Source organism: Streptomyces sp. NPDC031445 (assembly GCF_055581365.1).
The window spans coordinates 383,739-404,247 of the sequence record NZ_JBVIJO010000003.1 but is presented as its reverse complement, the minus strand read 5'-3'; the positions used below and the strand labels follow the sequence as shown (position 1 = coordinate 404,247).

General features: G+C 71.7%; 20 protein-coding genes. 11 read left to right on the top strand and 9 right to left on the bottom strand.

Features of this window, described 5'->3' with window-relative positions; genetic code table 11:
• Nucleotides 1–3: 3 nt before the first annotated feature.
• The 5 genes from acs (at nucleotide 4) to ACZ5DC_RS12080 (ending at nucleotide 5,441) form a co-directional block, all read left to right on the top strand.
• Nucleotides 4–1,959, top strand: a complete 1,956-nt coding sequence (gene acs, locus ACZ5DC_RS12100; protein WP_468651880.1) for an acetate--CoA ligase — start codon at nucleotides 4–6, stop codon at nucleotides 1,957–1,959.
• 228 nt (nucleotides 1,960–2,187) lie between these two features.
• Nucleotides 2,188–3,624 (top strand): Na+/H+ antiporter NhaA, encoded by a 1,437-nt coding sequence (gene nhaA / locus ACZ5DC_RS12095; RefSeq protein ID WP_468651878.1) that lies wholly within the window; start codon nucleotides 2,188–2,190, stop codon nucleotides 3,622–3,624.
• A gap of 66 nt (nucleotides 3,625–3,690) precedes the next feature.
• Nucleotides 3,691–4,179 (top strand): phage holin family protein, encoded by a 489-nt coding sequence (locus tag ACZ5DC_RS12090; protein ID WP_171154160.1) that lies wholly within the window; start codon nucleotides 3,691–3,693, stop codon nucleotides 4,177–4,179.
• Nucleotides 4,176–5,099, top strand: a complete 924-nt coding sequence (locus ACZ5DC_RS12085) for an alpha/beta fold hydrolase (protein ID WP_468651876.1) — start codon at nucleotides 4,176–4,178, stop codon at nucleotides 5,097–5,099. Before ACZ5DC_RS12090 ends, ACZ5DC_RS12085 begins: the two co-directional genes overlap by 4 nt.
• Nucleotides 5,100–5,261: 162 nt before the next feature.
• Nucleotides 5,262–5,441: a hypothetical protein gene (locus ACZ5DC_RS12080; protein WP_078629584.1), complete on the top strand. Its 180-nt coding sequence runs from the start codon at nucleotides 5,262–5,264 to the stop codon at nucleotides 5,439–5,441.
• 15 nt (nucleotides 5,442–5,456) lie between these two features.
• Here ACZ5DC_RS12080 and ACZ5DC_RS12075 read toward each other — a convergent pair whose 3' ends face one another.
• From ACZ5DC_RS12075 to nth, 3 genes are read right to left on the bottom strand one after another with little or no spacing between them, the layout of a single operon-like run.
• Nucleotides 5,457–6,656 carry a MarP family serine protease gene (locus tag ACZ5DC_RS12075; RefSeq protein WP_468651874.1) on the bottom strand — a complete coding sequence of 400 codons (1,200 nt, stop codon included), beginning with the start codon at nucleotides 6,654–6,656 and terminating at the stop codon, nucleotides 5,457–5,459.
• A 13-nt stretch (nucleotides 6,657–6,669) separates the two neighbouring features.
• Nucleotides 6,670–7,365, bottom strand: coding sequence for an NUDIX hydrolase (locus ACZ5DC_RS12070; protein WP_468651872.1), 696 nt, complete (start codon nucleotides 7,363–7,365; stop codon nucleotides 6,670–6,672).
• Nucleotides 7,366–7,419: 54 nt separating this feature from the next.
• Nucleotides 7,420–8,499 carry an endonuclease III gene (gene nth / locus ACZ5DC_RS12065; protein WP_468651870.1) on the bottom strand — a complete coding sequence of 360 codons (1,080 nt, stop codon included), beginning with the start codon at nucleotides 8,497–8,499 and terminating at the stop codon, nucleotides 7,420–7,422.
• Nucleotides 8,500–8,840: 341 nt separating this feature from the next.
• Between nth and ACZ5DC_RS12060 the strand changes: the two genes are divergently transcribed.
• Both ACZ5DC_RS12060 and ACZ5DC_RS12055 read left to right on the top strand, forming a co-directional pair.
• Nucleotides 8,841–9,515, top strand: coding sequence for a Crp/Fnr family transcriptional regulator (locus ACZ5DC_RS12060; RefSeq protein ID WP_014674022.1), 675 nt, complete (start codon nucleotides 8,841–8,843; stop codon nucleotides 9,513–9,515).
• Nucleotides 9,516–9,579: 64 nt separating this feature from the next.
• Complete coding sequence (locus tag ACZ5DC_RS12055) at nucleotides 9,580–10,401, top strand: nucleotidyltransferase domain-containing protein (protein ID WP_468651868.1); 822 nt, start codon at nucleotides 9,580–9,582, stop codon at nucleotides 10,399–10,401.
• Here ACZ5DC_RS12055 and ACZ5DC_RS12050 read toward each other — a convergent pair.
• The 4 genes from ACZ5DC_RS12050 to ACZ5DC_RS12035 all read right to left on the bottom strand — a co-directional run bounded on the left by ACZ5DC_RS12050 (nucleotide 10,398) and on the right by ACZ5DC_RS12035 (nucleotide 12,887).
• Nucleotides 10,398–11,249, bottom strand: a complete 852-nt coding sequence (locus ACZ5DC_RS12050) for an MBL fold metallo-hydrolase (RefSeq protein ID WP_468651866.1) — start codon at nucleotides 11,247–11,249, stop codon at nucleotides 10,398–10,400. The two genes, ACZ5DC_RS12055 and ACZ5DC_RS12050, sit on opposite strands and share 4 nt — an antisense overlap.
• On the bottom strand, nucleotides 11,246–12,187 hold the full coding sequence (locus ACZ5DC_RS12045; protein WP_468651864.1) for an NUDIX hydrolase: 942 nt from the start codon (nucleotides 12,185–12,187) through the stop codon (nucleotides 11,246–11,248). The genes ACZ5DC_RS12050 and ACZ5DC_RS12045 overlap by 4 nt, the downstream gene beginning before the upstream one ends.
• Nucleotides 12,188–12,255: 68 nt before the next feature.
• Entirely contained in the window at nucleotides 12,256–12,720 is a 465-nt protein-coding gene (locus ACZ5DC_RS12040) for a RidA family protein (protein WP_014674018.1), read from the bottom strand.
• On the bottom strand, nucleotides 12,717–12,887 hold the full coding sequence (locus ACZ5DC_RS12035) for a DUF4177 domain-containing protein (RefSeq protein ID WP_014674017.1): 171 nt from the start codon (nucleotides 12,885–12,887) through the stop codon (nucleotides 12,717–12,719). The genes ACZ5DC_RS12040 and ACZ5DC_RS12035 overlap by 4 nt, the downstream gene beginning before the upstream one ends.
• A gap of 107 nt (nucleotides 12,888–12,994) precedes the next feature.
• Here ACZ5DC_RS12035 and bagA point away from each other — a divergent pair, with 107 nt between their 5' ends.
• The gene (bagA, locus tag ACZ5DC_RS12030; RefSeq protein WP_366750193.1) at nucleotides 12,995–13,972 is read left to right on the top strand and encodes an ATPase BagA; all 978 of its coding nucleotides are present in this window, start codon (nucleotides 12,995–12,997) and stop codon (nucleotides 13,970–13,972) included.
• Entirely contained in the window at nucleotides 13,969–15,294 is a 1,326-nt protein-coding gene (bagB, locus tag ACZ5DC_RS12025) for an ATPase BagB (RefSeq protein WP_468651861.1), read from the top strand. Before bagA ends, bagB begins: the two co-directional genes overlap by 4 nt.
• A gap of 312 nt (nucleotides 15,295–15,606) precedes the next feature.
• Here the strand turns inward: bagB and wblA are convergent, their stop codons facing one another.
• Complete coding sequence (gene wblA / locus ACZ5DC_RS12020) at nucleotides 15,607–15,945, bottom strand: transcriptional regulator WblA (RefSeq protein WP_468651859.1); 339 nt, start codon at nucleotides 15,943–15,945, stop codon at nucleotides 15,607–15,609.
• Nucleotides 15,946–16,436: 491 nt separating this feature from the next.
• Between wblA and ACZ5DC_RS12015 the strand changes: the two genes are divergently transcribed.
• Nucleotides 16,437–18,782 (top strand): transglycosylase domain-containing protein, encoded by a 2,346-nt coding sequence (locus ACZ5DC_RS12015; RefSeq protein WP_468651857.1) that lies wholly within the window; start codon nucleotides 16,437–16,439, stop codon nucleotides 18,780–18,782.
• A 108-nt stretch (nucleotides 18,783–18,890) separates the two neighbouring features.
• On the opposite strand, the gene ACZ5DC_RS12010 is transcribed toward ACZ5DC_RS12015, so the two are convergent.
• A complete protein-coding gene (locus ACZ5DC_RS12010) occupies nucleotides 18,891–19,358 on the bottom strand; it encodes a GatB/YqeY domain-containing protein (protein WP_468651855.1) in 468 nt (155 codons plus the stop codon).
• Between the two features lie 93 nt (nucleotides 19,359–19,451).
• Between ACZ5DC_RS12010 and ACZ5DC_RS12005 the strand changes: the two genes are divergently transcribed.
• Nucleotides 19,452–20,378 carry a metallophosphoesterase gene (locus ACZ5DC_RS12005; RefSeq protein WP_366750187.1) on the top strand — a complete coding sequence of 309 codons (927 nt, stop codon included), beginning with the start codon at nucleotides 19,452–19,454 and terminating at the stop codon, nucleotides 20,376–20,378.
• Nucleotides 20,379–20,509 lie beyond the last annotated feature (131 nt).

Here is a 20,509-nt window from a genome sequence, read left to right as displayed (position 1 = left end):
GTCGTGAGCAACGAGAGCCTGGCCAACCTGCTCAAGGAAGAACGCAGGTTCGCGCCGCCCGCCGACCTGGCAGCGCACGCCAATGTCACCGCGGAGGCGTATGAACAGGCCAAGGCTGACAGGCTCGGCTTCTGGGCCGAGCAGGCCCGCCGCCTGACCTGGGCCAAGGAACCGACCGAGACGCTGGACTGGTCGAACCCGCCGTTCGCGAAGTGGTTCAAGGACGGCGAGCTGAACGTCGCCTACAACTGTGTGGACCGGCATGTGGAGGCCGGGCACGGGGACCGCGTCGCCATCCACTTCGAGGGTGAGCCCGGCGACAGCCGTGCGATCACCTACGCGGAGCTGAAGGACGAGGTCTCCAGGGCCGCGAACGCCCTGCTGGAGCTGGGCGTGCGCAAGGGCGACCGCGTCGCCATCTACATGCCGATGATCCCGGAGACCGCGATCGCGATGCTGGCCTCGGCCCGGATCGGCGCCGCGCACTCGGTCGTCTTCGGCGGTTTCTCGGCGGACGCGCTCGCGACCCGGATCAAGGACGCGGACGCCAAGGTGATCATCACCGCCGACGGCGGCTACCGGCGCGGCAAGCCGTCCGCGCTCAAGCCCGCCGTGGACGAGGCGGTCGGCAAGGTGGACAACGTCGAGCACGTCCTCGTGGTCCGCCGCACCGGCCAGGAGGTGGCCTGGACCGAGGGCCGGGACCTGTGGTGGGACGACGTCGTCGCCCGCCAGCCGGCCGAGCACACCCCGGAGGCGTTCGACGCGGAGCACCCGCTGTTCATCCTCTACACCTCCGGCACGACGGGGAAGCCGAAGGGCATCCTGCACACCTCCGGCGGCTACCTCACCCAGGCGGCCTACACCCACTGGGCGGTCTTCGACCTGAAGCCGGAGACGGACGTGTACTGGTGCACGGCCGACGTCGGCTGGGTGACCGGCCACTCGTACATCGTCTACGGCCCGCTGGCCAACGGCGCGACGCAGGTGATGTACGAGGGCACGCCGGACACCCCGCACCAGGGCCGCTTCTGGGAGATCGTGCAGAAGTACAAGGTCACGATCCTCTACACGGCGCCGACCGCGATCCGGACGTTCATGAAGTGGGGCGACGACATCCCCGCCAAGTTCGACCTGTCCTCCCTGCGGGTCCTCGGCTCGGTGGGCGAGCCCATCAACCCCGAGGCCTGGGTGTGGTACCGCAAGCACATCGGCGCCGACAGGACGCCGGTCGTGGACACCTGGTGGCAGACCGAGACCGGCGCCATGATGATCTCGCCGCTGCCCGGGGTCACCGAGGCCAAGCCCGGTTCGGCACAGCGTCCGCTGCCCGGCATCAGCGCGACCGTCGTCGACGACGAGGCGAACGAGGTGCCCGACGGCGGCGGCGGCTACCTGGTGCTGACCGAGCCGTGGCCGTCGATGCTGCGCACCATCTGGGGCGACGACCAGCGGTTCATCGACACCTACTGGTCGCGCTTCGAGGGCAAGTACTTCGCCGGTGACGGCGCGAAGAAGGACGACGACGGCGACATCTGGCTGCTGGGCCGGGTGGACGACGTGATGCTCGTCTCCGGGCACAACATCTCCACCACCGAGGTGGAGTCGGCTCTCGTCTCACACCCGTCGGTCGCCGAGGCCGCCGTCGTGGGCGCCGCGGACGAGACCACCGGCCAGGCCATCGTCGCCTTCGTCATCCTGCGCGGCACGGCCTCGGAGAACGAGGCGCTCCTCGGGGAGCTGCGCGACCACGTCGGCGCCACGCTCGGCCCGATCGCCAAGCCCAAGCGGGTCCTGCCGGTGGCGGAGCTGCCGAAGACCCGCTCCGGCAAGATCATGCGCCGTCTGCTGCGGGACGTCGCCGAGAACCGCCAGCTCGGTGACGTGACCACGCTGACGGACTCCACCGTCATGGACCTCATCCAGGCCAAGCTGCCCGCGTCGCCCAGCGAGGACTGAGCGGACCAGGTCCGAGCGGTACGGGAGGAGTGAGCGGCACCCCGAGGGGCACCCGGGCGGCGAACGCGCCGGGTGCCCCTCGGGCGTCCACGGTGAAGATCAGCGGATCACCTGGCCCGGGCATACGGCACTATGGATACGGTCAGCAAAGCGCCGCGCGGAGCGGCACTCCAGGTGCGCCGGGAAGTCTGGTCGGCATGTGAGTTCGCCTGCCCCGGAGGTCCCCCCGTGACCGCGCCCCCCACCCGCCCCCGCACCGCCTCCCGCAAGGTCCTCGGCCGGCTGTCGCTGCCCGAGCGCTCCTTCGTCGCGGACGCGCTGCGCACCGAGACCGTCGGCGGTGTGCTGCTGCTCCTCGCCGCCGTGGCCGCGCTGGTCTGGGCGAACGTCCCCGGCATCCGCCACGGCTACCAGACGGTCGGCGACTTCCACGTCGGCCCCGGAGCCCTCGGCCTGCACCTCTCCGTCGCCCACTGGGCCGCCGACGGCCTGCTCGCCGTGTTCTTCTTCGTCGCCGGCATCGAGCTCAAGCGCGAGCTGGTCGCCGGTGACCTGCGCGACTCCCGGGCGGCCGTGCTGCCCGTGGTGGCGGCGCTGTGCGGGATGGCCGTACCGGCGCTCGTCTACACCCTCACCAACGTCTTCGGGCACGGCTCGACGCAAGGCTGGGCGGTGCCCACCGCCACCGACATCGCCTTCGCGCTCGCCGTCCTCGCGGTCATCGGCACCTCACTGCCCAGCGCCCTGCGCGCCTTCCTGCTCACCCTCGCGGTGGTCGACGACCTCTTCGCCATCCTGATCATCGCGGTCTTCTTCACCGACCGGCTGGACTTCGCCGCCCTCGGCGGGGCCGCCGCCGGCCTCGCGCTCTTCTGGCTGCTGCTGCGCAAGGGCGTACGCGGCTGGTACGTGTACGTGCCGCTCGGAGTCGTCGTCTGGGCGCTGATGTACAACAGCGGCGTGCACGCCACCATCGCCGGCGTGGCGATGGGCCTGATGCTGCGCTGCACCACCCGCGAGGGTGAGGAGGGCTCACCGGCCGAGCGCGTCGAGCATCTGGTGCGCCCCCTGTCCGCCGGGCTCGCCGTACCGCTGTTCGCGCTGTTCAGCGCCGGTGTGTCGATATCCGGCCGGGCGCTCGGGGACGTGTTCACGCGGCCCGAGACGCTCGGCGTGGTGCTCGGCCTGGTCGTGGGCAAGACGGTCGGCATCTTCGGCGGCACCTGGCTGACCGTCCGCTTCACCCGCGCGCGGCTCAGCGAGGGCCTGGCGTGGGCCGACGTCTTCGCGGTGGCGACGCTCGCCGGGATCGGGTTCACGGTCTCGCTGCTCATCGGCGAGCTGGCCTTCGAGGGCGACGCCGTACTGACCGACGAGGTGAAGGCGGCCGTCCTCACCGGGTCGCTGATCGCGGCGTCGTGCGCGACGGTGCTGCTGAAGCTGCGCAACGCCAAGTACCGCGGGATGTGCGAGGAGGAGGAGCGCGACGAGGACCTCGACGGCATCCCGGACGTCTACGAGCAGGACGACCCGGCGTACCACCTCCGGATGGCCGAGATCCACGAGCGCAAGGCCGCCGAACACCGCCGGCTGGCCGCCGAAGCGCGCCACGGGCTTCAGGAAGTGCCGGGCGGGGCAGGCGAGGAGGACGGCCGTCCGGCATGATCTGACGAGACGGTACAAATCAAGACGGTACGCAAGACCCACGAGAGACCTCTGAGGGAGAACGCGATGAGCGCACCCGACGGCAGCCCGGTCGGCGCCGAACGCAGCATCGGCCAGCTGTTCGCCTCGGCGACGACCGAATTGTCGGCGCTGGTGCACGACGAGATCGCGCTGGCCAAGGCACAGCTCAAGCAGGACGTGAAGCGCGGCGCGGTCAGCGGCGGCGCCTTCTCGATGGCGGGCGCGGTCCTGGTGTTCTCCCTGCCGATGCTCAACTTCGCCCTGGCCTACGGCATCCGCACCTGGAGCCACTGGAACCTGGCGATCTGCTTCGTGCTCTCCTTCGCGGCCAACGTGCTGGTCGCCGGCCTCCTCGCGCTCATCGGCACGGTGTTCGCGAAGAAGGCCAAGAAGGGCCAGGGCCCGCAGAAGGTGGCGGCCTCGATGAAGCAGTCGGCGGGCGTCCTGCAGAACGCCAAGCCGCACCCGCGTCCGGAGCTGCCCGAGGACCGGGCTCCCGCGGCCATCGAGGCTGTGGCACGCTCGTCGTCATGACGGACCCCGCCGCTCCCTCGGCCGTACGGATCGAAGGTCCCTGGAGCCACAGGGACGTCGCCGCGAACGGCGCGCGCTTCCACATCGCCGAACTCGGCGACGGCCCGCTGGTCCTGCTCCTGCACGGCTTCCCGCAGTTCTGGTGGACGTGGCGGCACCAGCTGACCGCGCTCGCGGAGGCGGGCTACCGGGCGGTGGCGATGGACCTGCGGGGCGTCGGCGGCAGCGACCGCACGCCCCGCGGTTACGACCCCGCCAACCTCGCGCTGGACGTCACGGGGGTCATCCGGTCCCTCGGCGAGCCGGACGCCGCGCTCGTCGGCCACGACCTCGGCGGCTACCTGGCGTGGACGGCGGCGGTCATGCGGCCCAAGCTCGTACGGCGTCTGGCGGTGGCGTCCATGCCGCATCCGCGGCGCTGGCGCGCGGCGATGCTGCGGGACGCCCGGCAGACGGCCGCCAACTCCTACATCTGGGGTTTCCAGCGGCCCTGGATCCCCGAGCGCCAACTGACCGCCGACGGGGGCGCGCTGGCGGGCCGGCTGATCCGAGACTGGTCCGGGCCGCGGCCGCCGGAGGACGCGGCCGTGGAGACGTACCGGCGGGCCATGTGCATCCCGTCCACCGCGCACTGCGCGATCGAGCCGTACCGCTGGCTGGTGCGTTCGCTGGCCCGGCCGGACGGCGTTCAGTTCTACCGCCGGATGAAGCGGCCCGTACGGGTGCCGACGCTGCACCTGCACGGCTCGCTGGACCCGGTCACCCGGACGCGCAGCGCGGCCGGTTCGGGCGAGTACGTCGAAGCGCCGTACCGCTGGCGGCTGTTCGACGGGCTCGGGCACTTCCCGCACGAGGAGGACCCGGCGGCGTTCTCCACCGAACTGATCAACTGGCTCAAGGATCCCGAGCCCGACCGATGAGGCGTCAGGCGTCCGGCCGGTGACCGTGCGGTGAAGGTTCGATGCGTGGAGTATCCGATTTCCTGAACAGTTGTCCCCCGAACGGCCACATGCCCGCCGCATAGGCCAATTGGGGGGCGCACACGCGGTTATCGACCTTGGGGCGGGGGCACACGTCGGGGTATGGGCTGGACGCACGACTACAGTGACGCACCCCGCAACCGCCGCTCGGCCACGGGCCTGAGCACGCCTCAGCGAGGCACCCCGCAACTCGCGGAAGCGGACCTGCGGGTGGGAATCCCGCGCATCCTGCGCCGCCGGGCACGCTGGGTCTCGGTGCGCCTGCGTCACCCGCGGGGCTGAACGCGCCGCGTCGCCCTACAGGGCGCAGCTGTCCGTGCCCACCTGCTCGTTCGCCGTACGCCCCCGCTCGACGTCGGCCCGGATCTCGTCCGCCGTCAGGGCGTAGCCGGTGTCCGCGTCGTCGAGGGACTTGGCGAACACCACGCCGTACACCTTGCCGTCCGGGGTGAGCAGGGGGCCGCCGGAGTTGCCCTGGCGGACGGTGGCGTAGAGGGAGTAGACGTCGCGGCGGACCGTACCGCGGTGGTAGATGTCGGGGCCGTTGGCCGTGATGCGCCCGCGCACGCGCGCGGCGCGCACGTCGTACGAGCCGTTCTCCGGGAAGCCCGCGACGATCGCGCCGTCGCCCCAGGTCGCGTCCCGCGAGGTGAACCGCAGGGCGGTCGCCCTGAGGTCCGGTACGTCGAGTACCGCGATGTCGCGCTTCCAGTCGTACAGGACGACCTTCGCGTCGTACCTGCGACCCTTCCCGCCTATCTGCACGCGCGGCGCGTCGACCCCGCCGACGACGTGCGCGTTGGTCATCACGCGGCGGTCGGCGAAGACGAACCCGCTGCCCTCCAGGACCTTGCCGCAGCTCTGCGCGGTGCCGGTGACCTTGACGATGGAGCGCTGGGCGTGAAAGGCGACCGGGCTGCTCTCCAGGGCCGGGTCGGGCGGCTGCACGTCCTTGATCGGCTCGTTGGCGAACGGGCTGAAGACCTGCGGGAAGCCGTTCTGCGCGAGCACGGAGGAGAAGTCCGCGAACCAGGTGTCGGCCTGGGCGGGCAGCGCGCGGGAGACCCCGAGGAGCACCTTGGAGCCGCGCACCTCCCTGCCGAGCGTCGGCAGCGTCGTGCCGGCCAGGGCCGAGCCGATCAGCCAGGCGACCAGGAGCATCGCGACGACGTTGACGAGGGCGCCGCCGGTGGCGTCCAGGGCGCGCGCCGGGGACCAGGTGATGTGCCGGCGCAGCTTGTTGCCCAGGTGGGTGGTCAGCGCCTGGCCCACGGAGGCGCAGACGATCACGACGACCACGGCGACGACGGCGGCGGTGGTGCCGACCTCCGCCTTGCCGGTCACGGCGTCCCAGATGACGGGCAGCGTGTACACGGCGACCAGGCCGCCGCCCAGAAACCCGATCACCGACAGGATGCCGACGACGAAGCCCTGGCGGTAGCCCACCACCGCGAACCACACGGCCGCGACCAGCAGCAGGATGTCCAGCACGTTCACGGGGATCACCCTGTCATGCGTGCCAGTCGAGCGGGACCTGCTTGCCGCGGTCCCAGGGGCGCTCCCAGCCCGCGAAGTGCAGCAGGCGGTCGATCACGCCGGCCGTGAAGCCCCACACCAGGGCCGATTCGACCAGGAATGCCGGGCCGCTGTGGCCACGGGGGTGGACGGCGGTGGCGCGGTGGGCGGGGTCCGTGAGATCCGCCACGGGGACGGTGAAGACCCGCGCGGTCTCGTTCGGGTCGACGACGCCGACCGGGCTGGGCTCGCGCCACCAGCCCAGCACGGGGCTGACGACGAAGCCGCTGACCGGGATGTACAGCCTCGGCAGCACGCCGAAGAGCTGCACGCCGGACGGATCGAGGCCGGTCTCCTCCTCGGCCTCGCGCAGCGCGGCCCGCAGCGGCCCGTCGCCCTGCGGATCGCCGTCCTCCGGATCGAGCGCGCCGCCCGGGAACGACGGCTGCCCGGCGTGGGAGCGCAGCGAGCCCGCGCGCTCCATGAGCAGCAGCTCCGGGCCGCGCTCCCCCTCGCCGAACAGGATCAGCACGGCCGACTGCCGCCCCGAGCCGTTCTCCGGCGGCAGGAAGCGGCTCAGCTGGAGCGGCTGGATCGTCTCGGCGGCGCGCACCACGGGCTCCAGCCAGTCCGGCAGCCCTTCCCTGCTGAGCGTCACCCGATCGCCCTGTGCCTCACTGGCCCACGTCATCGCCACCCCCGTCGCTCCGTCCTCTCCAACGCCGAAGGCCCCGGGATCGTTCCGTCACGCGGCCCCCAGCGGCGGCGCCGGCCGGCCGCCCGCGTCGAGGTAGGCCTGCGGGGGCTTGAGCCGCTGCCCCGGGAAGCCGCCCTTCTCGTACTTCAGCAGCTTCTTCGCCTTCTCCGGGTCGGTCTCGCCCTCGCCGTAGGCCGGGCAGAGCGGGGCGATCGGGCAGGCGCCGCAGGCGGGCTTGCGGGCGTGGCAGATACGGCGGCCGTGCCAGATCACGTGGTGGGAGAGGTCGGTCCAGTCGCTCTTCGGGAAGAGCGCGCCGACGGCGGCCTCGATCTTGTCGGGGTCGGTCTCGTCGGTCCACCGCCAGCGCCGGACCAGCCGCTGGAAGTGGGTGTCCACGGTGATCCCGGGACGGCCGAAGGCGTTGCCGAGGACGACGAAGGCGGTCTTGCGGCCCACGCCGGGCAGGGTGACCAGCTCCTCCAGCTTGCCGGGCACCTCGCCGCCGAAGGTCTCGACGAGCGCCTTGGAGAGCCCTATGACCGACTTTGTCTTGGCGCGGAAGAAGCCGCAGGGGCGCAGGATCTCCTCGACCTCCTCCGGGTTGGCGGCGGCGAGGTCCTCGGGGGTGGGGTACTTGGCGAACAGCGCCGGGGTGGTCTGGTTGACGCGCAGGTCGGTGGTCTGCGCCGACAGCACGGTGGCGACCAGCAGCTGGAAGGGGTTCTCGAAGTCCAGTTCCGGGTGGGCGTAGGGGTACACCTCGGCCAGCTCGCGGTCGATCCGGCGGGCGCGGCGGACCAGGGCGGTGGGGGACTCGTCGGACGGGGGCGCGACGGCGGTCTTCCTGACGGGGGCGGCCTTCCCGGCGGGCTTGCCGACGGACGCGGCCTCCTTCACGACGGCGGCCTTCTTCAGCGCCGGGGTCTTCTTGCCGGCGGCGGTCTTCTTCACCGCAGGAGCCTTCTCGGCCGCAGCCTTCTTCGCGACAGCCTTCTTCACGGCAGGAGCCTTCTCGACGGCCGCGGTCTCCTTGTCGGCCGGGGTCTTCCCGGCGACCGGTGCCTTCTTCGCGGCGGGTGTCTTCCCGGCTGCCGACGCCTTCTCGGCCGCCGATGTCTCCGTCACGGCAGCGGCAGCCTTTTTAGCCGATTTGCCTGTTTTATTACTTCCACCGGGATCCTGTTCGCCCACAGCGGAATCATGACGTGCAACCACCCGCCCAGCCCCCTTGCCCTGTGCTCTCACCGGCGATTTGGACACCCGGCCAGCCTAAAGCCCGGCACCGACATCCGCGCCCGGCCCCGCTGAGCGGGCCCCGATCGGACCCCTGACGCTTACCCCGGGACGCCTGTGCGGCATCCTTGTGACAGATCACACTGTTTGGACCGTCCGGCAAAATGGGGAACACGGACCCCTGGCACACAGGGGAGCAAGATCCCCTGAGCAGGTCGACAAGGAGAGAACTCGTGGACGACGTTCTGCGGCGCAACCCGCTCTTCGCGGCTCTCGACGACGAGCAGGCCGCGGAGCTTCGCGCCTCCATGAGTGAGGTGACCCTCGCACGCGGCGACTCCCTGTTCCACGAGGGTGACCCGGGGGACCGGCTGTACGTCGTCACCGAGGGCAAGGTCAAGCTGCACCGGACCTCTCCCGACGGCCGCGAGAACATGCTCGCCGTCGTCGGCCCCGGCGAGCTGATCGGCGAGCTGTCGCTGTTCGACCCGGGCCCCCGCACGGCCACCGCGACCGCACTGACCGAGGTCAAGCTGCTCGGTCTCGGCCACGGCGACCTCCAGCCCTGGCTGAACGCCCGGCCCGAGGTCGCCGGCGCCCTGCTGCGCGCCGTCGCCCGCCGCCTGCGCAAGACCAACGACGCCATGTCGGACCTGGTCTTCTCGGACGTCCCCGGCCGCGTGGCGCGCGCCCTGCTGGACCTCTCCCGCCGCTTCGGCGTGCAGTCCGAGGAGGGCATCCACGTCGTCCACGACCTCACCCAGGAGGAGCTGGCCCAGCTGGTCGGCGCCTCCCGCGAGACCGTGAACAAGGCGCTGGCGGACTTCGCCCAGCGCGGCTGGCTCCGCCTGGAGGCGCGGGCCGTGATCCTGCTGGACGTGGAGAGGCTGGCGAAGCGGTCGCGCTGACGCGGGTCCCGGCCGCCGGAAAACCCGGCTGCCCCGGGGCGTGGGCGGACGGCACAGTAGGTCCATGACCGTGCTCCCCGCCCCCGGTGGCGTCGACGCCCAGGGCCGTTTCGTCCGCGAGGGCTCCCTCGCGCGCGTGCGGCCCGCCTTCCGCCCGGTCGTGGCCGCCGTCCGCGACCGGCTGCCGGCCGCCCTCGGCACCCGCCTGCACAGCGCCTATCTCTTCGGGTCGGTCCCGCGCGGCACCGCGCGCGTGGGACGCAGCGACCTGGACCTCCTGGTCGCGCTGCGCGAGGAGCCGACCGACGCCGACCGGGACGCCCTGCGCCTCCTCGGCGAGGCGGTCGACCGGGAGTTCCCCCAGATCGACGGCGTCGGCACACTGCTCTACGGCCGGGAGCGGCTGCTGAGCGACCTGGAACGCCATGACATGGGGTGGTTCGTCGCCTGCCTGTGCACCCCGCTGCTCGGTGACGACCTCGCCGCGCACCTGCCCCGCTACCGCCCCGACTCCCTGCTGGCCCGCGAGACCAACGGCGACCTCGCCCGGCTCCTGCCGCGCTGGCGGGAGCGGATCGCGGGGGCGCAGGACACCGAGGAGGACCGCCGGCCGCTCGTGCGCTTCATGTCCCGGCATCTCGTCCGCACCGCCTTCACGCTCGTCATGCCCCGCTGGCAGGGCTGGACCAGCGATCTGCGCGAGATGGCCGCGGTGTTCGGCGCGTACTACCCGGGGCGGGCCGCACAGGTGCGTGCGGCGGCCGAGTACGGCTGCGAACCGGCCGGCGACCCGGACGTCCTGCGGTCGTACGTCGACGACCTGGGCCCCTGGCTCGCGGCGGAGTACACGCGCGTGCACGGCGAGAAGGCCCCGCGACCGGACTAGGGCAGGTCGTTCCCGGCCTGGATCAGGCCGTGCTCGCTGAGGTAGTCCAGCTGGGCCCGGACCGACAGTTCCGCCGCCGGCCACAGCGAGCGGTCGACGTCGGCGTACACGTGGGCGACGACCTGGGCCGGGGTGCGGTAGCCGTCCTCGACCGCCGTCTCCACCTGGGCGAGCCGGTGGGCGCGGTGGGCGAGGTAGAACTCGACGGCGCCCTGGGCGTCGTCGAGGACCGGCCCGTGGCCCGGAAGGACGGTGTGCACGCCGTCGTCCACCGTCAGGGACCGCAGGCGGCGCAGGGAGTCGAGATAGTCGCCGAGCCGGCCGTCGGGGTGCGCCACGACCGTCGTGCCGCGCCCGAGGACGGTGTCGCCGGTCAGCACCGCCCGGTCGGCCGGGAGGTGGAAGGACAGCGAGTCCGCGGTGTGCCCGGGAGTCGGTACGACCCTCAGCTCCAGGCCGCCGACGGTGATGACGTCTCCGGCGGCCAGACCCTCGTCGCCCAGCCGCAGGCCCGGATCGAGGGCACGCACGCGCGTGGCGGTCAGTTCGGCGAAGCGGGCGGCGCCCTCGGCGTGGTCGGGATGGCCGTGGGTGAGCAGGGTCAGGGCTATGCGCTTGCCGGCCTTCTCGGCGGTGTCCACGACGTTGCGCAGGTGGCCGTCGTGCAGCGGCCCGGGGTCGATCACCACGGCCAGGTCGGAGCCGGGCTCGGCGACGATCCAGGTGTTGGTGCCGTCCAGGGTCATCGCCGAGGGGTTGGGCGCGAGCACGTTGACGGCCCGTTCGGTGGCCGGGCCCGAGAGCGCTCCGCCCCGGGGCTGGCCCGGCAGGGCTGCTGCGTCGGTCATGCGGGGCCTCCACCGGTCGTGTCAGCGGGCGCCGGTACGGCCGTCTCGGCCGAGGCCGGCACGGGTGTCCCGGCGGGCGTCGGGGCGGTCGGGACGTGCTTGGTGAACTCGTCGTGCCCGGGCCAGGACAGGACGATCCCGCCGTCCTGGAGGCGGGCCCGGGCGAGCACCGGGGTCATGTCGCGCGCGGGGGCCGCTGCCAGCGCCTCGGCGGCGGTGCGGTACGGGAGCAGCTGGCGCAGCGTGGCGACGGTGGGCGGCATCATCAGCAGCTCGCCCTTGTCGTACCCGGCGGCGGCCTCCTCGGGGCGGATCCACACCGTGCGGTCGGCCTCCGTGGAGGCGTTCCGGGTGCGCTGCCCCTCGGGGAGGGCGGCCACGAAGAACCAGGTGTCGTAGCGGCGTGCCTCAAACTCCGGGGTGATCCACCGCGTCCAGGCGCCCAGCAGGTCCGAGCGCAGCACCAGGCCGCGCCGGTCGAGGAACTCGGCGAAGGACAGCTCGCGCGCGACCAGGGCGGCGCGGTCGGCCTCCCAGTCGTCGCCGGTGGTGTCGCCGACGACCGACCGCGGGCCGGGGCCGGCGAGCAGCACGCCGGCCTCCTCGTAGGTCTCCCGCACGGCCGCGCAGACGATCGCCTGGGCGCCCGCCGCGTCGACGCCGAGCCGTTCGGCCCACCACGCGCGCGTGGGGCCCGCCCAGCGGATCTGCCGGTCGTCGTCCCGCGGGTCGACACCGCCCCCGGGGTATGCGTACGCGCCTCCGGCGAAGGCCATGGAGGCGCGTCTGCGCAGCATGTGGACGACCGGCCCGTCCGGGGTGTCCTTCAGGAGCAGCACCGTGGCCGCGCGCCTCGGGGTCACCGGGGTGAGGGTGCCGTCCGCGAGCGCGCGGATGCGGTCGGGCCACTCCGGGGGGTACCACTGACCGTTCGCCATGGCCGGAGGCTATCCCGTGTAGGGCGAATGTTCGAGAGGTGCCCGAGGTCAGCGGGCCTGCCGGGGGTCTACCGGTCCAGCTCGACCTGGATCTCCACCTCGACGGGCGCGTCCAGCGGCAGCACCGCGACGCCGACCGCGCTGCGGGCGTGCACGCCCTTCTCCCCGAGCACCTCACCGAGCAGTTCGCTGGCGCCGTTGACGACACCGGGCTGACCGGTGAAGTCGGCCGCCGAGGCGACGAAGCCGACGACCTTCACCACGCGCGCGATGCGGTCCAGGTCGCCGACGACGGACTTCACGGCGGCGAGCGCGTTCAGCGCGCAGGTGCGGGCCAGCTCCTTGGCCTCCTCCGCCGTGACCTCGGCGCCCACCTTGCCGGTGACCGGCAGCTTGCCCTCCACCATCGGCAGCTGGCCGGCGGTGTAGACGTACACCCCCGACCGCACGGCCGGCTGGTACGCGGCCAGCGGCGGTACGACGTCCGGCAGGGTCAGGCCCAGTTCGGCCAGCTTGGCCTCGACCGCGCTCACGCGTCCGCCTCCGGCTTCTCCCGCTTCAGGTACGCCACCAGCGACTCCGGGTTGGGCCCGGGCACGACCTGGACGAGTTCGTAGCCCTGGTCGCCCCAGCTGTCCAGGATCTGCTTCGTGGCGTGGATCAGCAGCGGCACGGTCTGGTATTCCCACTTCTTGGTCATGGGGGCGACTGTAGCCGCTGTGACCGGGGGGTCCGGCGGCCCACCACGGCCCCCGTCGTCCACAGCCTCCCGCGTGAGTTTCGCCCGGACTGGTTAGTCTCGAAGATGTGAGCAGGCTCCAGGTCGTCAGCGGCAAGGGCGGGACCGGAAAGACGACGGTCGCCGCCGCACTCGCGCTCGCCCTCGCCACCGAGGGGAAGCGCACGCTCCTCGTGGAGGTCGAGGGCCGGCAGGGCATCGCGCAGCTCTTCGAGACGGAGGCACTTCCGTACGAGGAGCGGAAGATCGCGGTCGCTCCGGGCGGCGGCGAGGTGTACGCCCTCGCCATCGATCCGGAACTGGCCCTTTTGGACTATCTCCAGATGTTCTACAAGCTCGGCGGCGCGGGCCGGGCGCTGAAGAAGCTGGGCGCGATCGACTTCGCCACCACCATCGCGCCCGGCCTCAGGGACGTCCTGCTGACCGGCAAGGCGTGCGAGGCGGTGCGCCGCAAGGACAGGTCGGGGAGGTTCGCCTACGACTACGTCGTCATGGACGCCCCGCCGACCGGCCGCATCACCCGCTTCCTGAACGTCAACGACGAGGTGGCGGGCCTCGCGAAGATCGGCCCGATACACAATCAGGCGCAGGCCGTCATGCGAGTGCTGAAGTCACCGGAGACGGCCGTGCACCTGGTGACCCTGCTGGAGGAGATGCCGGTCCAGGAGACCGCCGACGGCATCGTCGAGCTCCGCGCGGCACGGCTGCCGGTGGGCCGGGTCATCGTGAACATGGTCCGGCCGGAGGTGTTGGACGCGGCCGATCTGGAACTCGTACGGACCGTGGAGCGTTCATCGGTCGCACAGGCGCTCTCGGCGGCCGGTCTGGGCGGGGCCCGGCGCGGCGGGAACGCCGAGAAGCTCGTGGACCCGCTGCTGGAGCAGGCCGCGGAGTACGCCGAGCGGTACGCGCTGGAGCAGGAGCAGCGCGCGGTCCTCGGCGAGCTGGACCTGCCGCTGCACGAACTGCCGCTGCTCGCCGAGGGCATGGACCTCGCGGGCCTGTACGAACTCGCCACCGAGCTGCGGAAGCAGGGGTTGTCATGAGTGCGGACCCGGCCGGCGCGCAGGACGCCGCCCCCCACCAGGACGCGGCACGCCCGCGGCTCTCCCCCGCACGCGTGCTGGACGTCGATCCGCTGCTCGACGACCCGCGGACGCGGATCGTGGTGTGCTGCGGCGCGGGCGGGGTCGGCAAGACGACGACCGCGGCCGCCCTCGGGCTCCGCGCGGCCGAGCGGGGCCGCAAGGTGGTCGTGCTGACCATCGACCCGGCCAAGCGACTGGCCCAGTCGATGGGCATCGACTCCCTCGACAACGTGCCGCGCAGGGTGAAGGGCACGGAGGGCGACGGCGAGCTGCACGCCATGATGCTCGACATGAAGCGCACCTTCGACGAGGTGGTGGAGGCGCACGCGGACCGGGAGCGGGCCGCGGCGATCCTGGCGAACCCCTTCTACCAGTCGCTCTCGGCGGGCTTCGCGGGCACGCAGGAGTACATGGCGATGGAGAAGCTGGGCCAGCTGCGGGCGAAGGACGAGTGGGACCTGATCGTGGTCGACACCCCGCCCTCCCGCTCGGCGCTGGACTTCCTGGACGCGCCCAAGCGGCTGGGCTCCTTCCTGGACGGCCGGCTCATCCGGCTGCTGACCGCCCCGGCCAAGCTGGGCGGCCGCGCGGGGATGGCCTTCCTCAACGTCGGCATGTCGATGATGACCGGCACGCTGGGCAAGCTGCTGGGCGGTCAGCTGCTGAAGGACGTGCAGACGTTCGTGGCCGCGATGGACACCACCTTCGGCGGCTTCCGCACACGCGCGGACGCCACCTACAAGCTGCTCCAGGCGCCCGGCACGGCGTTCCTGGTGGTGGCGGCGCCGGAGCGGGACGCCCTGCGCGAGGCCGCGTACTTCGTGCAGCGGCTGGCCGCGGAGGACATGCCGCTGATGGGCCTGGTGCTCAACCGGGTCCACGGCAGCGGCGCCGGCGGACTGTCGGCCGAGCGGGCGCTCGCCGCCGCGGAAAATCTTGAGGACCCCCGCATTGTCGATCAGGGGGACGGGAAAGCTGGACTTCGTAACTCTCCCGACACATACGGCAGTTCACGAACTCCCGATGCCGCCGCTTCCGAGGAAGGCTCCCCCGCCGACACGGAGCGCTCTGTCGACCGGCTCACGGCGGGACTGCTGAGGCTGCACGCCGACCGCATGCAGCTGCTCTCGCGCGAGCAGCGCACGCGTGACCGCTTCACCGCCCGTCACCCCGAGGTGGCGGTGGCGGAGGTACCGGCGCTGCCCGGCGACGTCCACGACCTCGCGGGCCTGCGCGACATCGGTGACCGCCTGGCGGCGGGGCGGCCGGACCACACGTAAGCCGAACGCACGCGAACCAGGGGGCGGGTGGCCGGATCACAGGACGCGGCAGACCAGCACGCGGCAGACCAGCACGCGCACGCGGTGGACCAGGCGCGGCAGACAGGAGGCCGCTCACCACCGGATGCCGCCCCTCACAGGGCGCGGCTGACCACAGGAACGGCGGTCACGCGCCGTCACACGCGCCAGGCTCCGCACGCGGCGCGGAGGACGCGGGTGGACGGCTGCCGAAGCGGTCCCGGGCCGGGTGCCCGTCACCGGACCAGAGGTGCCCGTGATGTGCTCAAGGAGCGCGCCCCCGGGGGGTGCCCCTCAGCTCACCGCCGCATAGTTCTCGTACACCTCGTCGTTTTCGAGGGGCACGATGCCCCCGCCCCGCTCGTACTCCGAGCGGGCGGTCTCCAGCAGTCTCCGCCAGGAGGTCACGGTGGGCCGCCGGCGCAGCAGTGCGCGGCGCTCACGCTCCGTCATGCCTCCCCACACGCCGAACTCGACGCGGTTGTCCAGCGCGTCCGCCAGGCACTCCGTGCGTACCGGGCATCCGGTGCACACCGCCTTGGCCCTGTTCTGCGCTGCTCCCTGAACGAACAGTTCATCCGGATCGGTAGTGCGGCAGGCAGCCTGCGCACTCCAGTCGGTTACCCAGCCCATACCGGCGCCGTCCTCTCCCGAATCGAGGCTCCCCCACGGCGGCAGCGGCATATTCACCGCCGCCAGTTGAGGACGTTACGGAAGGCGGGCACAGCGCAACACCCCCTGCGGGCCCAATCTTGAATGGTCCGAACGGACTATGGGTAAGCGGCAGATCACCCGCGGGAGTGAGCTGGCGACATGCGTGACCATCCCGGCAAAGCGGGACAGTGGTGGTGCGTCACATCGGGCGCCAGGTGACACACGAGGCGGAATCGGGCTCGCCCTCCTCAGGGAACGAGCCGTCCCCGGGAAGTCCGGGCCACGTCCGTAACGATTCGGGTTCGCCGGACGTATAGCCGCATGACCGCTCAGCTGTGACAGTTGAGAGCAGCTTAGGCCAAGGCCTGGGCGCGTGTCCGGCGAATGAGAACGCCGGCTCCCCCCGCTTTGCCGTGCCGTGACGCGGTCGCTCCTTAGGAACGCTCAACAGTACGGATTAGGCTGCCCCCATGCCAAAGAAGCGCCCGGGCGGCGGTCTGTCGCCCATGCAGCAGGCCGCCAAGTTCCTCGGTGTCAGTGTGCTCGCCGGAGCCGTGATGGCGGGCATCGCGCTGCCCGCTGCCGGCGCGCTCGGCCTCGCGGCCAAGGGCTCGGTCCAGGGCTTCGACGAGATCCCGGCCAATCTGAAGAGCCCCCAGCTGAGCCAGCGCACGACGATCCTGGACAACCAGGGCAAACAGATCGCGACCGTCTACTCCCGCGACCGTACGGTGGTCGACCTCAAGGACATCTCGCCGTACATGCAGAAGGCGATCGTCGCGATCGAGGACTCGCGCTTCTACCAGCACGGCGCCGTCGACCTCAAGGGCGTGCTGCGTGCCCTGAACAAGAACGCGCAGGAGGGCGGGGTCGCCCAGGGCGCCTCCACGCTCACCCAGCAGCTGGTGAAGAACTACTTCATCGAGGAGGCCGGCGACGACCCGACGAAGGTCGCCGAGGCCACCCAGCAGACGCTGGGCCGCAAGATCCGCGAGCTGAAGTACGCGATCCAGATCGAGGACAAGCTCGGCAAGAAGAAGATCCTCGAGAACTACCTGAACATCACCTTCTTCGGCGAGCAGGCCTACGGCGTCGAGGCCGCCTCCCAGCGCTACTTCTCCAAGCACGCCAAGGACCTCAACCTCCAAGAGTCGGCCCTGCTGGCCGGCATCGTGCAGTCCCCGAGCCGCTACGACCCGGTGAACGACGAGGCGGAGGCCACCAAGCGGCGCAACACCGTCCTCCAGCGCATGGCGGAGCTCGGCGACATCTCCCAGAAGGAGGCCGACCAGGCCAAGGAGAAGCCGCTCGGCCTGCACACCAGCCGCCCCAAGAACGGCTGCATCACCGCGGTGAAGGGCGCCGGCTTCTTCTGTGACTACGTCCGCCAGGTCGTCCTCACCGACCCGGTCTTCGGCAAGAGCAGGGAGGCCCGGGCCAAGCTCTGGAACCGGGGCGGCCTGACGATCCGTACGACGCTCGACCCGCAGGCCCAGCAGTCCGCGCAGGCGTCCATCAAGGACCACGTCTACAAGAGCGACGCCGTGGCGACCGCCGCGACCATCGTCGAGCCCGGCACCGGCAAGATCCTCGCCATGGGCCAGTCCCGCCCGTACGGCGTCAACGTCAAGAACGACGAGACGACGATCAACCTGTCCGTCAACGGGGGCATGGGCGGCGGCGCCGGTTACCAGCCCGGCTCCACGTTCAAGCCGATCGTCGCCGCGGCGGCCATCGAGGGCGGCAAGCCCCCGACGCAGGAGTACTCGTCGCCGTACGAGATGACGTACCCGAGCCCGGTCTCCGCGTGCGACGGCAAGACCTGGCACGACGACCCGAACAAGCCCACCAAGCTGACCAACGAGAACGAGTCCGAGCACGGCCCGTACGGCATGAAGGAGGCGACCGCCAAGTCGGTCAACACCTACTACGTGCAGCTGATCAGCGACATCGGCATCTGCCCGGTCATCGACATGGCCAAGAAGATGGGCGTGCAGCGCGCCGACGGCCGCAAGATCCAGCAGGCCCCCTCCATCGCGCTCGGCACCCAGGAGATGTCCCCGCTGACGATGGCGAACGCGTACGCCACCTTCGCCTCGCGCGGGATGTACTGCACCCCGATCGCCATCGAGTCGGTCACCAAGAAGGCCGGCAGCGACCGGAAGTCCCTGCCGGTGCCGAAGTCGACCTGCTCGCGGGCGATGTCGGAGCAGACCGCCGACACGGTCAGCACCCTGCTGAAGGGCGTGGTCGAGGACGGCACGGGTCAGGAGGCCGGTCTCGGCAGCCGCCCGAGCGCGGGCAAGACCGGTACGACGGACGAGCGCTTCGCGGCCTGGTTCGTCGGCTACACCCCGAACATGGCGGGCGCGGTCTGGGTCGGCGACCCCCAGCACAAGCGGAAGATGACCAACATCACCATCGGTGGCGTCCCGCACGACAAGGTCTACGGCGGTGAGGTCCCGGGCCCGATCTGGCGCGACATGATGAGCGGCGCGCTGGAGGACAAGCCCGTCGAGAACTTCCACCTGGTCGACATCCCCGACGACACCCACGAGGGTGATGATCCGGGAAAAGGCGACGGGGGGACGGAGGACGGCAGCAACGGGGACACGACGGGACGGCTGACCGGCGGACTGACCGGCGGCCCGACGGACGGGGGAGCGACGGTCGGCACCACGGGTGACGCGACCGGCGGCACCCTCGGCGGCACGTTCCCGACCCCGACCATCTCCCTCCCCGGCAACTTCATCCAGGGCCAGGTGAACGGCGGGAACAACGGCCACGGGCACGGGGGCGGAGGCGGGCGGAGGTAACCGCCGTCGCCTCACGTCAGCGGGGCCGCCCCCGTCACCCGGGTGCGGCCCCGCTGTCGTACGCCGTACCGCCCTGACGTACGAGGTGGTCGCGTACGAGGTGGTCGCTCAGCCCTGAAGGCGCTTCTTCACGGCGGCGGCGACCCGACCGCCCTCGGCCTGGCCGGCCACCTTCGGGTTCACGATCTTCATGACGGCGCCCATGGCCCGCGGCCCCTCGGCACCGGCCGCCTTCGCCTCCGCGACGGCCTCGGCGACGATCGCGTCCAGCTCCTCGTCGGACAGCTGCTTGGGCAGGTACCCGGCGAGCACCTCGCCCTCCGCCTTCTCCCGCTCGGCCTGCTCCGGACGGCCGCCCTGCGCGAAGGCCTCGGCGGCCTCACGGCGCTTCTTGGCCTCGCGGGTGATCACCTTCAGCACCTCGTCGTCGGAGAGCTCACGCTTCTCCTTCCCCGCGACCTCCTCCTTGGTGATCGCGGAGAGCGTCAGCCGGAGGGTCGAGGAGCGGAGCTCGTCGCGCTCCTTGATCGCGGCGTTGAGGTCGTCGTGCAGCTTCGACTTGAGCGTGGTGGTCATGGCCCGATTGTCGCAGGTGCACCGCCCGGCACGCCCGCCGATTTACCGGGCGGCGGGTCTCACCACCGCCAACGCGTCTGACACGATGGGGACATGCGCGCGCGATACGGAATCCCCCTGGGAATCGTGGCGGCCGGCGCCGCCGGCCTGGTCTATGCGGCGGGCTTCGAGGCCCGTTCCTTCCGCCTCCGGCGGGTCACCGTCCCCGTCCTGCCCCCGGGCATGCGCCCGCTGCGCGTGCTGCAGGTCTCCGACATCCACATGGTGAGCGGGCAGCGCAAGAAGCAGCGCTGGCTGCAGTCGCTGGCCGGGCTGCGGCCCGACTTCGTGATCAACACGGGCGACAACCTGTCGGACCCCGAGGGCGTCCCCGAGGTCATGGACGCCCTGGGCCCGCTGATGGAGTTCCCGGGCGCGTACGTCTTCGGCTCCAACGACTACTACGGCCCCAGGCCCCGCAACCCCGCCCGCTATCTGCTGGAGAAGACCAGCGGCCGGCACGGCCTGAACGGCAACCCGCCGGTGGTCGGCGCGATCCACAACCCCTGGCAGGACCTGCGGGACGGCTTCGACGAGGCGGGCTGGCTGAACCTGACGAACACGCGGGGCGTCCTGAAGGTCGAGGGCGTCTCGATCGAGCTGACGGGCCTGGACGACCCGCACATCAAGCGCGACCGTTACGCCCAGGTGGCGGGCGGCCCGTCCGGCTCGTACGACTTCTCGCTCGGCGTGGTCCACGCGCCCTACCTGCGGGTCCTGGACGCGTTCACGGCGGACGCCTACCCCCTGATCCTGGCCGGCCACACCCACGGCGGCCAGCTGTGCATCCCCTTCTACGGCGCCCTGGTCACCAACTGCGACCTGGACACGGACCGTGTGAAGGGCCTCTCCACGCACACGGCGGAGGGCCACACCTCCTACCTCCACGTCTCGGCGGGCTGCGGCACCAGCCGCTACACCCCGGTCCGCTTCGCCTGCCCACCGGAGGCGACGCTGCTGACGTTGGTGGGGAGGGAGTAAGGAGGCTGGCGGCTGGGGCGGGGAGGGATAGGCGCGGAGTAGTGAGTAATAGGGAGGGATAAGGCTGAGGGGGCACCGAGCGACAGGAGCCCCGCGCCTGCCGGCGCCCACGCGAAGGCGCCCCGCACCAG

What these genes read in the sequence shown, in the direction of transcription:
- ACZ5DC_RS12090 (WP_171154160.1), top strand. Translation starts at nt 3,691, where the DNA reads ATGAGCGCACCCGACGGCAGCCCGGTCGGCGCCGAACGCAGCATCGGC.
- ACZ5DC_RS12085 (WP_468651876.1), top strand. Translation starts at nt 4,176, where the DNA reads ATGACGGACCCCGCCGCTCCCTCGGCCGTACGGATCGAAGGTCCCTGG.
- ACZ5DC_RS12080 (WP_078629584.1), top strand. Translation starts at nt 5,262, where the DNA reads ATGGGCTGGACGCACGACTACAGTGACGCACCCCGCAACCGCCGCTCG.
- ACZ5DC_RS12070 (WP_468651872.1), bottom strand. Translation starts at nt 7,365, where the DNA reads ATGACGTGGGCCAGTGAGGCACAGGGCGATCGGGTGACGCTCAGCAGG.
- ACZ5DC_RS12055 (WP_468651868.1), top strand. Translation starts at nt 9,580, where the DNA reads ATGACCGTGCTCCCCGCCCCCGGTGGCGTCGACGCCCAGGGCCGTTTC.
- ACZ5DC_RS12050 (WP_468651866.1), bottom strand. Translation starts at nt 11,249, where the DNA reads ATGACCGACGCAGCAGCCCTGCCGGGCCAGCCCCGGGGCGGAGCGCTC.
- ACZ5DC_RS12045 (WP_468651864.1), bottom strand. Translation starts at nt 12,187, where the DNA reads ATGGCGAACGGTCAGTGGTACCCCCCGGAGTGGCCCGACCGCATCCGC.
- ACZ5DC_RS12035 (WP_014674017.1), bottom strand. Translation starts at nt 12,887, where the DNA reads ATGACCAAGAAGTGGGAATACCAGACCGTGCCGCTGCTGATCCACGCC.
- bagB (WP_468651861.1), top strand. Translation starts at nt 13,969, where the DNA reads ATGAGTGCGGACCCGGCCGGCGCGCAGGACGCCGCCCCCCACCAGGAC.
- wblA (WP_468651859.1), bottom strand. Translation starts at nt 15,945, where the DNA reads ATGGGCTGGGTAACCGACTGGAGTGCGCAGGCTGCCTGCCGCACTACC.
- ACZ5DC_RS12015 (WP_468651857.1), top strand. Translation starts at nt 16,437, where the DNA reads ATGCCAAAGAAGCGCCCGGGCGGCGGTCTGTCGCCCATGCAGCAGGCC.
- ACZ5DC_RS12010 (WP_468651855.1), bottom strand. Translation starts at nt 19,358, where the DNA reads ATGACCACCACGCTCAAGTCGAAGCTGCACGACGACCTCAACGCCGCG.
- ACZ5DC_RS12005 (WP_366750187.1), top strand. Translation starts at nt 19,452, where the DNA reads ATGCGCGCGCGATACGGAATCCCCCTGGGAATCGTGGCGGCCGGCGCC.